13 protein-coding genes are annotated in these 12706 nt (G+C 41.8%); 7 read left to right on the forward strand and 6 right to left on the reverse strand.

The genetic code is table 11. From position 1 onward, the window contains the following. Positions 1–44 precede the first annotated feature (44 nt). Positions 45–521, reverse strand: a complete 477-nt coding sequence (locus AC0VYT_RS02835; RefSeq protein WP_005016188.1) for an Hsp20 family protein — start codon at positions 519–521, stop codon at positions 45–47. A 326-nt stretch (positions 522–847) separates the two neighbouring features. On the opposite strand from AC0VYT_RS02835, the gene AC0VYT_RS02840 reads away from it, so the two are divergent. Together AC0VYT_RS02840 and AC0VYT_RS02845 are read left to right on the forward strand one after the other, a co-directional pair. Beyond that, positions 848–1465, forward strand: coding sequence for a glutathione S-transferase N-terminal domain-containing protein (locus AC0VYT_RS02840; RefSeq protein WP_005016186.1), 618 nt, complete (start codon positions 848–850; stop codon positions 1463–1465). Between the two features lie 71 nt (positions 1466–1536). Then, positions 1537–1959: a YqaA family protein gene (locus AC0VYT_RS02845; protein WP_005016183.1), complete on the forward strand. Its 423-nt coding sequence runs from the start codon at positions 1537–1539 to the stop codon at positions 1957–1959. Between the two features lie 40 nt (positions 1960–1999). Here the strand turns inward: AC0VYT_RS02845 and AC0VYT_RS02850 are convergent, their stop codons facing one another. Then, on the reverse strand, positions 2000–2728 hold the full coding sequence (locus tag AC0VYT_RS02850) for a TonB family protein (RefSeq protein WP_005016180.1): 729 nt from the start codon (positions 2726–2728) through the stop codon (positions 2000–2002). Between the two features lie 137 nt (positions 2729–2865). Next, positions 2866–4128, reverse strand: a complete 1263-nt coding sequence (locus AC0VYT_RS02855; RefSeq protein ID WP_005016179.1) for an MFS transporter — start codon at positions 4126–4128, stop codon at positions 2866–2868. A gap of 237 nt (positions 4129–4365) precedes the next feature. On the opposite strand from AC0VYT_RS02855, the gene rpmI reads away from it, so the two are divergent. Together rpmI and rplT are read left to right on the forward strand one after the other, a co-directional pair. Then, positions 4366–4560, forward strand: coding sequence for a 50S ribosomal protein L35 (gene rpmI / locus AC0VYT_RS02860; protein ID WP_001096359.1), 195 nt, complete (start codon positions 4366–4368; stop codon positions 4558–4560). 11 nt (positions 4561–4571) lie between these two features. Beyond that, positions 4572–4931 carry a 50S ribosomal protein L20 gene (gene rplT, locus AC0VYT_RS02865; protein WP_005016178.1) on the forward strand — a complete coding sequence of 120 codons (360 nt, stop codon included), beginning with the start codon at positions 4572–4574 and terminating at the stop codon, positions 4929–4931. 383 nt (positions 4932–5314) lie between these two features. Here the strand turns inward: rplT and AC0VYT_RS02870 are convergent, their stop codons facing one another. Beyond that, positions 5315–6352, reverse strand: a complete 1038-nt coding sequence (locus tag AC0VYT_RS02870; RefSeq protein WP_005016177.1) for a hypothetical protein — start codon at positions 6350–6352, stop codon at positions 5315–5317. Positions 6353–6508: 156 nt separating this feature from the next. On the opposite strand from AC0VYT_RS02870, the gene pheS reads away from it, so the two are divergent. The 3 genes from pheS to AC0VYT_RS02885 are packed head-to-tail and all read left to right on the forward strand — an operon-like array spanning position 6509 to position 10198. After that, a complete protein-coding gene (gene pheS, locus AC0VYT_RS02875; protein ID WP_005016174.1) occupies positions 6509–7489 on the forward strand; it encodes a phenylalanine--tRNA ligase subunit alpha in 981 nt (326 codons plus the stop codon). 34 nt (positions 7490–7523) lie between these two features. Beyond that, positions 7524–9905 (forward strand): phenylalanine--tRNA ligase subunit beta, encoded by a 2382-nt coding sequence (pheT, locus tag AC0VYT_RS02880; RefSeq protein ID WP_476496671.1) that lies wholly within the window; start codon positions 7524–7526, stop codon positions 9903–9905. Then, on the forward strand, positions 9902–10198 hold the full coding sequence (locus AC0VYT_RS02885; protein WP_005016170.1) for an integration host factor subunit alpha: 297 nt from the start codon (positions 9902–9904) through the stop codon (positions 10196–10198). The genes pheT and AC0VYT_RS02885 overlap by 4 nt, the downstream gene beginning before the upstream one ends. Before the next feature lie 200 nt (positions 10199–10398). Here AC0VYT_RS02885 and AC0VYT_RS02890 read toward each other — a convergent pair whose 3' ends face one another. Beyond that, on the reverse strand, positions 10399–10758 hold the full coding sequence (locus tag AC0VYT_RS02890) for a hypothetical protein (RefSeq protein ID WP_005016168.1): 360 nt from the start codon (positions 10756–10758) through the stop codon (positions 10399–10401). Positions 10759–11187: 429 nt separating this feature from the next. Continuing rightward, positions 11188–12450, reverse strand: coding sequence for a transcription termination factor Rho (gene rho, locus AC0VYT_RS02895; RefSeq protein ID WP_005016165.1), 1263 nt, complete (start codon positions 12448–12450; stop codon positions 11188–11190). Positions 12451–12706: the final 256 nt, after the last annotated feature.

Consider the following 12706-nt stretch of genomic DNA (forward strand, 5'->3'; position numbering starts at 1 on the left):
GCGAATGCGGTGCTTTTTTATTGAAGAGTTAAAAATTTAACCCTTTATTCTTGAGAAGCAGGAATCTCATAAACTTTGCCAGCTTCACTTTCATTAGCTTTACGGCCAATTGCAATCTGGCGTGGCAGTTTCTCTTCAGGCACAATTCGCTGCAATTCGATGATCAATAAGCCATCTTCATAATCAGCTTGTTGTACTTCAATATGCTCGTCCAGACGTAATGAAAGCTTGAAGGAACGACGTGCAATTCCTTTATGCAGGTACTCAACACTATGATCGCCTGTTTCATTGTCTGGCTTGCCGGTAATAGTCAGAACCCGGTTTTCCAGATTAATCGCCAATTCCTGCTGTTTAAAACCGGCAGTTGCCACCACAATACGGTACTGATTATCGCCCAGCTTTTCAATATTGTAAGGTGGATAGTTCGGTGCCTCACTTTGCATGGCGTAGTCGAATAAATCATTTAAACGGTCAAAACCAATACTACGACGGAAAAGTGGACTAAGGCTTACGCTACTCATTGATATAACCTCCTGATGAGTTCAGCAAAGTTGTATAAACAAGAACTAGTGTTACGCTTGGCATCAACAGTAATTACCAGCAATATCCGGAAGATCATTGCTGTACTAGATATATCGGTATGCCAGTAAAAAAAATCAAGAGAGATTTTTAAAAAATTCTCAAATCTCTTGCTATGAGAATTTGTGCACTTTAAATAGGGTTATTTCAGTCATAAACTTCAAACTTTTAATGGTGCAGTCACAGAAGTTATTTATAAAACTGTGTTATAAAGACAGATATAATGCGTTTGTTCATGACAATAACTATAGCAGTGAAAGGATAACAAATGATTGATCTGTATTATTGGGCTACGCCAAATGGCCATAAGATTACGATTGCCCTTGAAGAAATGGAGCTGGATTATCAGATTTTTCCGATCAATATTATGGAAAATGACCAGTTTCAGCCAGACTTTCTGAAAATTTCTCCTAACAATAAAATTCCGGCAATTGTTGATCAGGATGGGCCACGTGGTGAACCTATTTCTGTTTTTGAATCAGGCGCAATTTTGCAATATCTGGGCCGCAAAACAGGCCTTTTCTATTCACAGGATGAGCAGGAACGGGTAGAGGTTGAACAATGGTTAATGTGGCAAATGGGCGGACTTGGCCCGATGCTTGGGCAAAATCATCATTTTAGCCGTTTTGCGCCGGAAAAAATTCCATATGCCATAGAGCGCTATCTAAATGAAACAAAGCGCTTGTATAACGTATTAAACAAACAGCTCATCGGCCAAAAATTTGTAGCTGGGGAATACTCTATTGCAGATATGGCAATTTTACCCTGGATTTTACGCTATGAATGGCAGGGAATTCAGTTAGAAGACTATCCATATGTGAAAGAATATGTAGAGCGCCTGACAGCACGTCCTGCCATACAGCGGGCTTTATCTATTCAGCTTTAATTTATTGTAGAGTAGATAACCCAGCCATAGAGACAGTTTATACTTCAGTCCTTATCTGGGACTGATCTTCAATGGCATACCTTCTACTGTTTATATCTGCATTTGGTGCAGCGACTCTATTGCCCTTGCAGTCTGAGGCAGTATTACTTGGTTTGCTGGCGCAACAACATTATTCAGCTCTATTGCTATTAATGGTTGCCAGTGCCGGAAACATTTTAGGTTCATGTATAAATTGGTGGCTGGGAATTCATATTGAACACTATAAGTATAAGAAGTGGTTTCCGGTATCTGAAGCCAAGATACAAAAAGCACAGAACTTTTATTATAAATATGGATATTGGTCACTGTTACTTAGCTGGTTACCAGTCATTGGTGATCCGATTACCCTAATTGCGGGGCTGTTAAAAGAAAAATTTTTAAGATTTCTGTTGATGGTGACCTTGGCCAAAACAGGACGTTATCTTTTTATTTATTTAGCTTATATTTTATTTTAATACAGGAAGTAGAATAGCTACTCCCTGTATTTCTGGAAATTTACTGGCATTCTTCCAGCTTAAAATGAATCTGGTCTTTAAAGTGTGACTTTTTATAAATCCAGAATTTACGCGGAGCAGAAATTTGTACCTGTGAAACCGCCTGTATTACTGCCTGGTCAAGTGCGTAGGTTCCTGAACCCTGCTGTATTTTTACTTTTTTGATATTACCGTGTTTATTGCTTTTAAAACTAAATTTAATGCTACGATCATAACCATTCAACTGGTCGCGATTAATTTCCAGTTGAGGCTGATTTAGATACTGGAAAGGAACTTTTTTATGCTGTTGCTGAGCCAACCAGTTTTCTGAATTAAAATTATAAAGACAGTCCTGATCGGCATTATCGTCTAATTTCAGGCTAAAAGCCTGATAGCCAATCACTGGCAAAGCTGTGTCATTTTCAGTATAGGCTTTGACTTGAGCTTGTTGCACAGCATTCAGCAGGATGTCATCAAGAGTTTTAATACCCGTACTTTCCTGAATTGCAGCTTTATTAACCTTACCTGTTTCATCTGCATAAATACGAATGATGGCGTGGCGATCTTGGCCCTTTAAATCCTCATCTTTATAAACTGGCTGAGGAAAACGGACCCACTGAATGCGTGTTGTTAAATGTGCAGGTAATGCAGAACTGGTTTGTGGGGTAAGTTTCATGGTTGCTGGTGCCGCAGCATAACTTGTACTTAGCGGCAGACCCATTAGAAATAGAACAGGAAGAGCATATTTCATAAGTTCATTCATTTCATTATTAGATAAAGTGAGCCGTTGCCCGTTCGGCCAGCTCTGGCGGCTAAGTATTATCTGTTTCTATCCAGATGACAATATAAAAGAAGTCTGAAAAGGCCTAGGCGCCCCAAGCCAAATATCTATTTGAATTGATTATCTGAACTCTGGGTTATATCTATACCAAATAGATCTTTGGTTTTGGCCCAACTAACTACGACTACAGCCATGGTCATGCAGCCGCCAAATACTGTCGCCATAACTGTACCCATATATTTGGCCGCCAGGCCCGATTCAAATGCGCCCAGTTCATTTGAAGATGAAACAAACATTCCATTTACGGCAGCTACACGGCCCCGCATATTTTCGGGAGGAAAAATCTGTAAAATAGTCTGTCGGATAACTACAGAAATACTGTCACAAGCTCCAGTCATGGCAAGAGCGAAAAGTGAAAGCCACACATGATCTGAAAAGGCAAACAGCAGGGTAAATATACCAAAACCAGCAACTGCCAGTAACATGTTGCGCCAGGCATGCTGAGTGGGAGGGAATTTGGTTAAAGCTATCATGGTAACTAGGGCGCCAATTGAAGGAGCAGCGCGCAAGTAGCCTAGGCCCTCGGGTCCGACCTTCAAAATATCTTCTGCAAAAATGGGCAGCAGTGCGATGACACCACCGAACAGGACTGAAACAAGGTCCAGAGAAATGGCCCACAGTACAATTTTGGTTTTCCAGATAAAGCGAAACCCCTCACCCAGTGAATCCAGCACTCGATGTTCTTCCATCACAGGAAAATTACGTTTTTGAAGCAGATTAATAAGCATAAAACACAGGGCAAGTAATATTGAAACAGCAATCAGGCTGGTTTCACGGCCAAGAAAGGCCAACATAAAACCACCTAGCATCGGGCCTAAAATCACACCACTTTGCCAGCCAATGGTGGTCCATGTTGCACCATTGGCATAGATGGCTTTGGGAATCAGAAAAGGTTTTAGGGAGGTCGCAGAAGGGTTGTAAAAACCGCGAATGGTGCCTAGTCCAAAAATAACTGCATAGATTCCCCAAGAAAGACTGTTAATTGTGATCGAATCTATTGCATAGGCATGAAAGAGCCACCATAAGATAAGCGGCAAGGGGGCTGCAAAAAACAGGCAAACTTTCATAATCGTCTGCTTATTAAAGCGGTCAGCAAAATAGCCACCCCATAAGGAAAGTGCAATAAATGGTATGGCTTCTGCCAGTCCAATCAGCCCCAACGTGAGAGGATCTTTGGTAATTTGATAAAGAGAATAGGCAACAATAATTTCTTGAATCAGAATGGCAAGAGTGAGACAAAACTGGTTGAGTGTAATAATCGAGAAGTCTCGATACCGCAAGGCGGCAAAAGCATCATGCTGGTTAGACATATAACAGGGTTCTACATATTTTTGTAGTGATTATACTCCTGAATAAAAGCTGAAATTTCCATCATTTCTAAATTATTCAAGAAATATATCTTCTGTATTGAAGCCCGATTAAAATTATGAAAAGCCAATTAATTGCTTTTGTTTTAGGCAGAGTTGCTATAAAATGTCGCCTTCCTTACCTGCAGGTCGTTATTGCAATGGTGCAGACGAGCCGAACAGGTGCTTAAAGAGGTTGTTATGGCAAAGTTAAAAACTCGCCGTGGTGCAGCTAAACGTTTCAAAGCGACTGCAAACGGTTTCAAGCGTAAACAAGCGTTCAAACGCCACATTTTGACCAAAAAATCTGCTAAGCGTATCCGTCAATTGCGCGGCTGTGTAATGGTTCACGTAAGTGACGTTGCTTCAGTTCGTCGTATGTGCCCATACATCTAAGGAGATTATAAATGGCTCGTGTAAAACGTGGTGTACAGGCTCATCGCCGTCACAAAAAAATTCTTGCTCGTGCTAAAGGTTACTATGGCGCTCGTTCACGCGTTTACCGCGTAGCGTTCCAAGCAGTAATCAAAGCTGGTCAATACGCTTACCGTGACCGTCGTCAGAAGAAACGTCAGTTCCGTTCTTTATGGATTGCACGTATCAATGCTGGTGCGCGTCAAAACGGTCTGTCTTACAGCCGTATGATTTCTGGTCTGAAAAAAGCTCAGGTAATCATCGACCGTCGCGTACTTGCTGACATCGCTATGCATGATGCAGTTGCTTTTGCTGCTTTAGCTGAAAAAGCTAAAGGTGCGTTAGCTGCTTAATCATCTTCGATGATCTAAAAAAGACTGCTTTTGCAGTCTTTTTTATTATCTTTAAAAACATCTGGTCGTAAGTAAAGTAAGCCTTTAAATTGTTGAAAATAGTTAAAATATTTTATTTATTACTATAAGGCCCAAAATTATTCTTCCAGCACTAATTTTTATCATGAGCGGGAGCAACTCGCTTATAAATCTTGTATAAAACTTTAAATTTTTATTTTGACTGATAATAATGATGAGTAAATCTAAAAATAGAAACTGATTTAATTCATAAATTGCGTCAAGTTTCTCTAAGCTGATTATTAGAGTTATGACATTGTGTTCATACTGGGTCATAGACTCAATATGAACACAACTTTGGGTTAGATAGTAGAAATATCTAGCTGTTACAATCCAAAATAATAGGCGACGACACAAATTACGATTGTTAAAAGAAGCAATTTAATCACATTTCCCATGCCGGCTTTATGTGTACCTGCTGGTACTTTTTCTTTACGTACGGGTTGTGCCAGGGTAACTGCTGGACTATCTAGTGGGGTTGCTACCGGTTCTACATAAGTTAACTGTGCAGATTTATAGTGATTGGCAACTTTAACGATCAGCTTGCTGAGCAGGTCATCAATTTTTTGAGAAAAATGTCTCAGGTTAATCTGTTCTTCAGGCGTTAAAGTCGTACCCTGCTCATCAAAAGGATGTTTACGCTTATACTCGACAAATTCTGACAGTGCAGTTACCCGGTGTAATAGTTCATGTGCAATATCGGCAGAATAGTCAGTTGGAATTAAGGCCAAATATTGTAATGATATACTGTCAGACGCTACTTGGGATGCTGGCTCACTGACACCGTAATATGGTAGGTGGCGGTTTGCAGGCTCTACATAACCTTGGGCAAATTGGGTTCTGAAAAGTTCCTGTTCAATGAACTGGTGTATTTCATCCCAATTGGCATCTTGCAGGTCAATATCAACCAGTTTGGATAAACGCCCTGGTAACTCATAGCTCCAGAATGTTTCATGACGCTTATCCAGACGTTGTCCAGCAGGTGCTTCAAAATCGTTTTCAGCAATATACCATTCAGCCAGTTCCTTTCCGAAAATCCATGCTGTCTTTTTTTGATGCTCATGACTGACAATAAAATGAGCAAATGGCAACAGCTCAACATTTGCATTCGGGTTTTTCTCATCAATCAATAAATTTGAACTGTGCAGACTTAAACGGTAAACCCCACGTTTCTTTAAACCCTCCAGCCAGATTTGAAAATGCTGGGCTAGCAAGTGCTGTGTATGCAAGTTGCGAAAACTGAAGATATGTTGCTGAAAAATAGAATGATGTAGCCAGCGGCTAAAGGGCAGGTCATGACTTAAATATTCATTGCCATAAGTAACAAGACTTAATTGTTGTTTCCAGATTTGATCGAGTGCCATTGGGGTTGATCTCATTGTCATTCACCTTATCTTATACTTTTTATAAATCATCCTGCCAATCTAATTTTCCTGCCTGATGGCTTCATCAATCCAGATAAAAACTGTTAGAATGCAGAGTTTTATTATATTTCCAACTTTGATGCTTTGAGAGTTAATATGTCACTGGAAGCCCTGACCACTGAAGCGCTGGCTGCAATTGCAGCGGCTCAAGACCTTGCTACACTCGACCAAGTACGCGTTCAATTTACGGGTAAAAAAAGCCAGCTAGCAGAACAGTCCAAGGCACTGGGCAAAATGGACCCTGAAGAACGTAAGATTCAGGGTGCTGCCATTCATGCCGTACGTGAAGCGATCAATACTGCGCTAACAGAACGTCAGAAAGAATTACAGCAGGCTGCATTACAACAAAAACTTGCCAGTGAGACTATTGATATTACTTTGCCGGGCCGTGGCCAGCGCATGGGCAGTATCCATCCAGTGACTCAGGTACAAGAGCGCATCTGTCAGTTCTTTACTAAAGCCGGTTTTACTATTGCAACCGGACCAGAAGTTGAAGATGACTATCATAACTTTGAAGCATTGAATATTCCTGGCCACCATCCGGCACGTGCCATGCATGATACTTTCTATTTTGATGCCAAGCATTTATTGCGTACCCATACTTCGGGTGTACAAATTCGCACTATGGAAACGTCTGAGCCACCTATTCGTATTGTATGCCCGGGCCGCGTTTACCGTTGTGATTCAGACCAGACCCATTCACCAATGTTTCACCAGATTGAAGGATTATATGTCGCAGAAAATACCAGCTTTGCAGAACTTAAAGGCCTGCTGATTAACCTGCTTAATGAGTTCTTTGAAAAGGACTTGAAGGTCCGTTTCCGCCCTTCATATTTCCCGTTTACTGAGCCTAGTGCGGAAGTGGATATTATGGATGAACGTGGCCGCTGGCTGGAAGTGCTGGGCTGCGGTATGGTACATCCGAACGTACTGCAAGCTGCTGGTATAGACCCTGAAAAATATAAAGGCTTCGCATTTGGTCTGGGAGTAGAGCGCTTCGCTATGCTGCGTTATGGCATCAATGACCTGCGGATGTTCTACCAGAACGATGTGCGTTTCTTGCGCCAATTTGCTTAAGACAAGATTTGAAAATTTGTAAGGTTTAATCGATATGAAAATTAGCGAAAATTGGTTACGTAGCTGGGTAAATCCGGCCATCGATAGTGAAACGCTGTCAAATCAACTGACAATGCTCGGTCTTGAAGTCGATGATATGTCACCGGCAGCAAAACCTTTTACCGGAGTTGTCGTGGGTGAAGTTCTAAGTGTAGAGCAGCATCCTGATGCAGACCGTCTGCGTGTAACGACTGTTAATATTGGTTCGGATGAACCTTTACAGATTGTATGCGGTGCACCTAATGTGCGTGCAGGTATGAAAGCAGCAGTCGCAACAATTGGGGCAGTTTTGCCTGGTGATTTCAAAATTAAAAAAGGCAAACTTCGTGGTGTTGAATCTCAGGGAATGCTCTGTGGTGCCTCTGAAATTGATCTTGAAGATAAACTTGATGGACTGCTTGAGCTGCCAGATGATGCACCGATTGGTATGAACGTCCGTGAATATCTTAATCTTGACGATCATGTCATTGATATCAGTATTACACCTAACCGTGGTGACTGCTTCAGCATTCGCGGTATTGCCCGTGAAATTGGAGTAATTAACCAGTTGGCAGTTACTGCACCTGAAGTTGCAGACGTTGCAGCCACTATTGCCGATGAAAAGAAAGTGATTGTGGACACTGCTGGCTGTCCACGTTACCTGGGCCGGGTTATTAAACATGTAAATACCAAAGCAGCTACTCCACTCTGGATGGAGCAGGCTCTGGCCCGTTCCGCAATTCGTCAGCATAGTATTCTGGTCGATATTACCAACTATGTATTAATGGAGCTAGGCCAACCATTACATGCTTTTGACGCTGGCAATGTACAAGGTGCGGTACATGTCCGTCAGGCAAACCCGCAAGAAAAACTGGTCTTGCTCAATGAGCAGGAAGTTACACTTTCTGAGGATATAATGGTCATAGCTGATGATGAAAAAGCATTAGCAATTGCCGGAATTATGGGAGGCCTGTCTTCTGCAGTTTCTGATGAAACTACGGAAATCTTCCTTGAGTCTGCATTCTTTGCACCACTTGCTATTGCTGGACGTGCCCGCCGTTTCGGACTGCATACGGATGCTTCACAGCGCTATGAACGTGGCGTGGATTTTGAGTTGCCAATACTGGCCATGAACCGCGCATCTCAATTGATTCAGGAACTGGCAGGTGGTGACTTCGGTCCAATTACAGTGGTGGAACAGTCTGAGCTTTTACCAACACGTGATGCCATTGAGCTGAAACAGACACAGGTTGACCAATTACTGGGTTATCAGCTTGATGGAGAGTTCATTACAGACGCTTTAACGCGTTTAGGCTGCCGGGTTGAAATACGAGCTGAAGGACACTGGATAGTTGTGCCACCTTCACATCGTTATGACTTGGCCATATATCAAGACCTGATCGAAGAAGTCGCTCGAATAGATGGTTATGACAACATCCAGATCAGTCTACCGGTCATTGATGTCAAACTGGCAAAATATCAGGATCAGCTTGAGCTTGGTCAATTACGTCAGACTATCGCAACCTTGGGATACCAGGAAGCCATCAGCTTCAGTTTTGCTGATGCTAAACTTGAAAAGCAGCTTAATCCACAGGTACATCCATTAATGTTGGCGAATCCGATCTCAAGTGATCTCGCTGCCATGCGAAGTACTTTATTATCGAGCCTGATTCCATGTGTACAATATAACCTGAACCGTCAGCAAAACCGTGTGCGCCTGTTTGAACTGGGTTTGCGCTTTGACTATCAGAATGCAACTGATATCTCTGGCCTTCAGCAAATTCCAACTCTGGCCCTTATTGCAGTTGGATCCCGTGTACCTGAGTCTTGGCATGCTAAAGCTCAAGTGATGGATTTCTTTGACTTAAAAGGTGATGTAGAAGCAATTTTGGCAGCAGCCCGGATTAAGGTCGAGTATGTTCCTTCAGAACGATCATGGTTACATCCTGGGCAGTCAGCCGAGATTCTGGTGGATGGAAAAACCGTGGGTTATCTGGGACGTTTGCATCCTTCACTTGAAGATGAGCTTGATTTAGGTATCACTTGGGTTGCCGAACTGGATCAAAAGGCTGTTTTGCAATCTTATGTATCTAATTTTACAGAATTATCACGTTTTCCATCGGTTCGACGTGATATTGCGCTTTTAATTAGTGATAAGATAAATGTTAGTGAAATTCAGCAGTTAATCGAACAAACAGGCAGTGAGCTGCTTCACTCAGCTTGGCTGTTTGATGTGTATACGGGTCAAGGTGTTGAAGAGGGCAAACGCTCACTAGCATTTGCGCTGTTGTGGCAACACCCAACACGTACGCTTGAAGATGCTGAAATTAAATCAGGTATGGATAAAATTATTGAAGTGTTGGAAAACACTTATCAAGCGACATTGAGGGCCTCATGACAGCATTAACTAAAGCAGAAATGGCCGATCATCTTAGTGAGCTTACGAGCCTGAACCGCCGTGAAGCGAAACAAATGGTTGAGTTATTTTTTGATGAGATTAGTCAAGCTTTGATTGCCGGTGAACAGGTAAAACTCTCCGGTTTTGGTAACTTTGAGTTACGCGATAAGCGCCAGCGCCCAGGTCGTAACCCAAAAACAGGTGAAGAAATTCCAATTTCAGCACGTCGTGTAGTGACTTTCCGAGCAGGACAGAAATTTAGACAACGTGTGGGGAATGAGCAGGTCGATTGACCTGCTTTTTTTAATTATTTTTAGGTCGGCTCTGGATTGTAAGACACTGGAGCAGAAATTTTTAAAAACTATAGAAGAAGAGAGGAAAGCCTGAAATATAATAAAAATGTTAGATAGAAAGATAACTTATAATTTTTTAAAGATTTAGACAATAAAAAAGAGAGCCAAAGGCTCTCTTTTTTGACAAATAATCGTATAGATTATTGAGCAGCTTTTTCAGTAGCTGGAGCGTCAGTAGCTGTAGCATTAGTTGCATTAGCATCAGCAGCTGGAGCTTTAGTTGCAGCGTCAGCAGCATCAGTAGCAGCGCCAGCAGCATCAGTAGCAGCGTCAGCAGCTTGGTCAGCAGCTTGAGCAGCATCAGTAGCAGCTTGTTCAGCAGCAGGAGCAGCTTCTACAGCAGCAGCGTCAGCAGCAGTTTCTGCTTCGTTTGCAGCAGCAGTAGCTTCAGTAGCAGCAGCGTTTGCATCAGCAGCAGCATCTTCAGTTTTTTTAGCACAACCAACGAAAGCTAGGGTAGTAGCAACTGCAGCAGCAATAGCGATTTTCTTGAATAACATGGCATCACTCTCATAAAAAAGTTGAGATTAAAAAAAACCTGAGCCAGCCTGTTTTGTGCTTTTATTATTCCTAACGTTAGATAGGTAACAACGCATGGAGCAGACTAACTGGGCTGTAAATATGCTATCACTGCCATTTTTTAATTACTACTGCCTAACCTTAAAAAAAGATCAAAAAATGCAAAAAAACGTCTGATTTTTAACAGAAAATAACAATGGAAAATGAAGAATACATTGGACAAGTACTAAATAAATGCTTAAAAGTTATAGGTTTTTTTAAATGAAGGCTTTATTAATCAAAAGCTTGTAATCAAATTAAACATGAAGTTAAGTCGTTTGTATCAATATGTAAAACTTGTCAACTAAAATATAAAGGCCATCGTTATAGATGGCCTTTATATTATAAGTACTTACTTTACAGTTCTATACTTATTGCTTGCGTTTCATCTGATCAAAGAAATCATCATTGGTCTTGGTTTCTTTCATACGGTCAAGCAGGAATTCCATAGCTGCCAGTTCATCCATAGGATGAAGAAGTTTGCGCAGAATCCAGACTTTACGCAGATTCTCTTCACTCATCAGGCGCTCTTCACGACGCGTTCCTGATTTCTTGATATTCATAGCAGGGAAAACACGCTTTTCTGCAATACGGCGGTCTAGGGTAATTTCTTGGTTACCTGTACCTTTAAATTCCTCATAGATGACGTCATCCATCTTGCTGCCAGTTTCAATCAGGGCAGTTGAGATGATCGTCAAAGAGCCGCCTTCTTCGATATTACGTGCAGCACCGAAGAAACGTTTAGGACGTTCTAAAGCATGTGCATCTAAACCACCAGTCAGTACTTTGCCTGATGATGGAATTACCGTGTTATAAGCACGGGCCAGACGGGTAATCGAGTCAAGCAGGATTACCACATCTTTTTTATGTTCAACTAGACGTTTAGCTTTTTCAATAACCATTTCAGCTACCTGAACATGGCGAGCAGGTGATTCATCAAAGGTAGATGCTACTACTTCACCACGAACCGTCCGCTCCATTTCAGTTACTTCTTCTGGACGTTCATCGATGAGCAGCACGATCAGAAAAACTTCCGGGTTGTTACGAACAATTGACTGAGCAATATTCTGCAGCAACATGGTCTTACCGGCTTTTGGTGGCGCTACAATAATTGAACGCTGACCTTTACCAATCGGAGCAACCAGGTCAACCACACGTGCTGTCAAGTCTTCCGTTGTACCATTACCAAGTTCCATTACCAGCTGTTCGGTTGGAAAGAGTGGGGTCAGGTTTTCAAAGAGAATCTTGTTACGTGAGTTTTCAGGTGTGTCATAGTTAATCTGGTTAACTTTAAGCAGGGCAAAATAACGTTCACCCTCCTTTGGCGGGCGAATAGTACCTGTAATGGTATCACCCGTACGTAAATTAAAACGGCGAATTTGGGATGGACTGACATAGATATCGTCTGGGCCTGCGAGATACGAACCCGCAGCTGAACGTAAGAAGCCAAAACCGTCAGAGAGAATTTCAAGTACACCATCACCAAAAATTTCTTCGCCATTCATAGCATGACGTTTCAAGATGGCAAAAATAATATCTTGCTTGCGGTTACGAGCCATTCCTTCAAGGCCCATAAACTCAGCAATTTTAATAAGTTCGCCAATCGGTTTTTTCTTGAGTTCGGTTAAGTTCATAGATGGTCAGATAGGTCTAAAAAGGGACATATGAAGTGGAAGTTAAGAAGAAGCAAAAGTCGGCCGCATGCAATATGAGTAAGTCCGTCGTAATTGCACAATAACAAACTCAGATGACTGATTAGTTGTATCGAAGAGAAATGTATAAAACACTTTCTGTTGCCGAGCGGCGATCTTATGTTTTGTATCTTTTAAGAAAGTGGAGAGCGAGAATTGCTCCAACGTTTCTTGAGCATGAAATATAAGTCAGAACAGG

It is taken from the genome of Acinetobacter sp. QJM3NY_42, assembly GCF_056173745.1.

What these genes read in the sequence shown, in the direction of transcription:
- AC0VYT_RS02850 (WP_005016180.1), bottom strand. Translation starts at nt 2,728, where the DNA reads ATGAAATATGCTCTTCCTGTTCTATTTCTAATGGGTCTGCCGCTAAGT.
- rplT (WP_005016178.1), top strand. Translation starts at nt 4,572, where the DNA reads ATGGCTCGTGTAAAACGTGGTGTACAGGCTCATCGCCGTCACAAAAAA.
- AC0VYT_RS02835 (WP_005016188.1), bottom strand. Translation starts at nt 521, where the DNA reads ATGAGTAGCGTAAGCCTTAGTCCACTTTTCCGTCGTAGTATTGGTTTT.
- AC0VYT_RS02840 (WP_005016186.1), top strand. Translation starts at nt 848, where the DNA reads ATGATTGATCTGTATTATTGGGCTACGCCAAATGGCCATAAGATTACG.
- AC0VYT_RS02885 (WP_005016170.1), top strand. Translation starts at nt 9,902, where the DNA reads ATGACAGCATTAACTAAAGCAGAAATGGCCGATCATCTTAGTGAGCTT.
- rpmI (WP_001096359.1), top strand. Translation starts at nt 4,366, where the DNA reads ATGGCAAAGTTAAAAACTCGCCGTGGTGCAGCTAAACGTTTCAAAGCG.
- AC0VYT_RS02890 (WP_005016168.1), bottom strand. Translation starts at nt 10,758, where the DNA reads ATGTTATTCAAGAAAATCGCTATTGCTGCTGCAGTTGCTACTACCCTA.
- pheS (WP_005016174.1), top strand. Translation starts at nt 6,509, where the DNA reads ATGTCACTGGAAGCCCTGACCACTGAAGCGCTGGCTGCAATTGCAGCG.
- pheT (WP_476496671.1), top strand. Translation starts at nt 7,524, where the DNA reads ATGAAAATTAGCGAAAATTGGTTACGTAGCTGGGTAAATCCGGCCATC.
- AC0VYT_RS02870 (WP_005016177.1), bottom strand. Translation starts at nt 6,352, where the DNA reads ATGGCACTCGATCAAATCTGGAAACAACAATTAAGTCTTGTTACTTAT.
- AC0VYT_RS02845 (WP_005016183.1), top strand. Translation starts at nt 1,537, where the DNA reads ATGGCATACCTTCTACTGTTTATATCTGCATTTGGTGCAGCGACTCTA.
- AC0VYT_RS02855 (WP_005016179.1), bottom strand. Translation starts at nt 4,128, where the DNA reads ATGTCTAACCAGCATGATGCTTTTGCCGCCTTGCGGTATCGAGACTTC.
- rho (WP_005016165.1), bottom strand. Translation starts at nt 12,450, where the DNA reads ATGAACTTAACCGAACTCAAGAAAAAACCGATTGGCGAACTTATTAAA.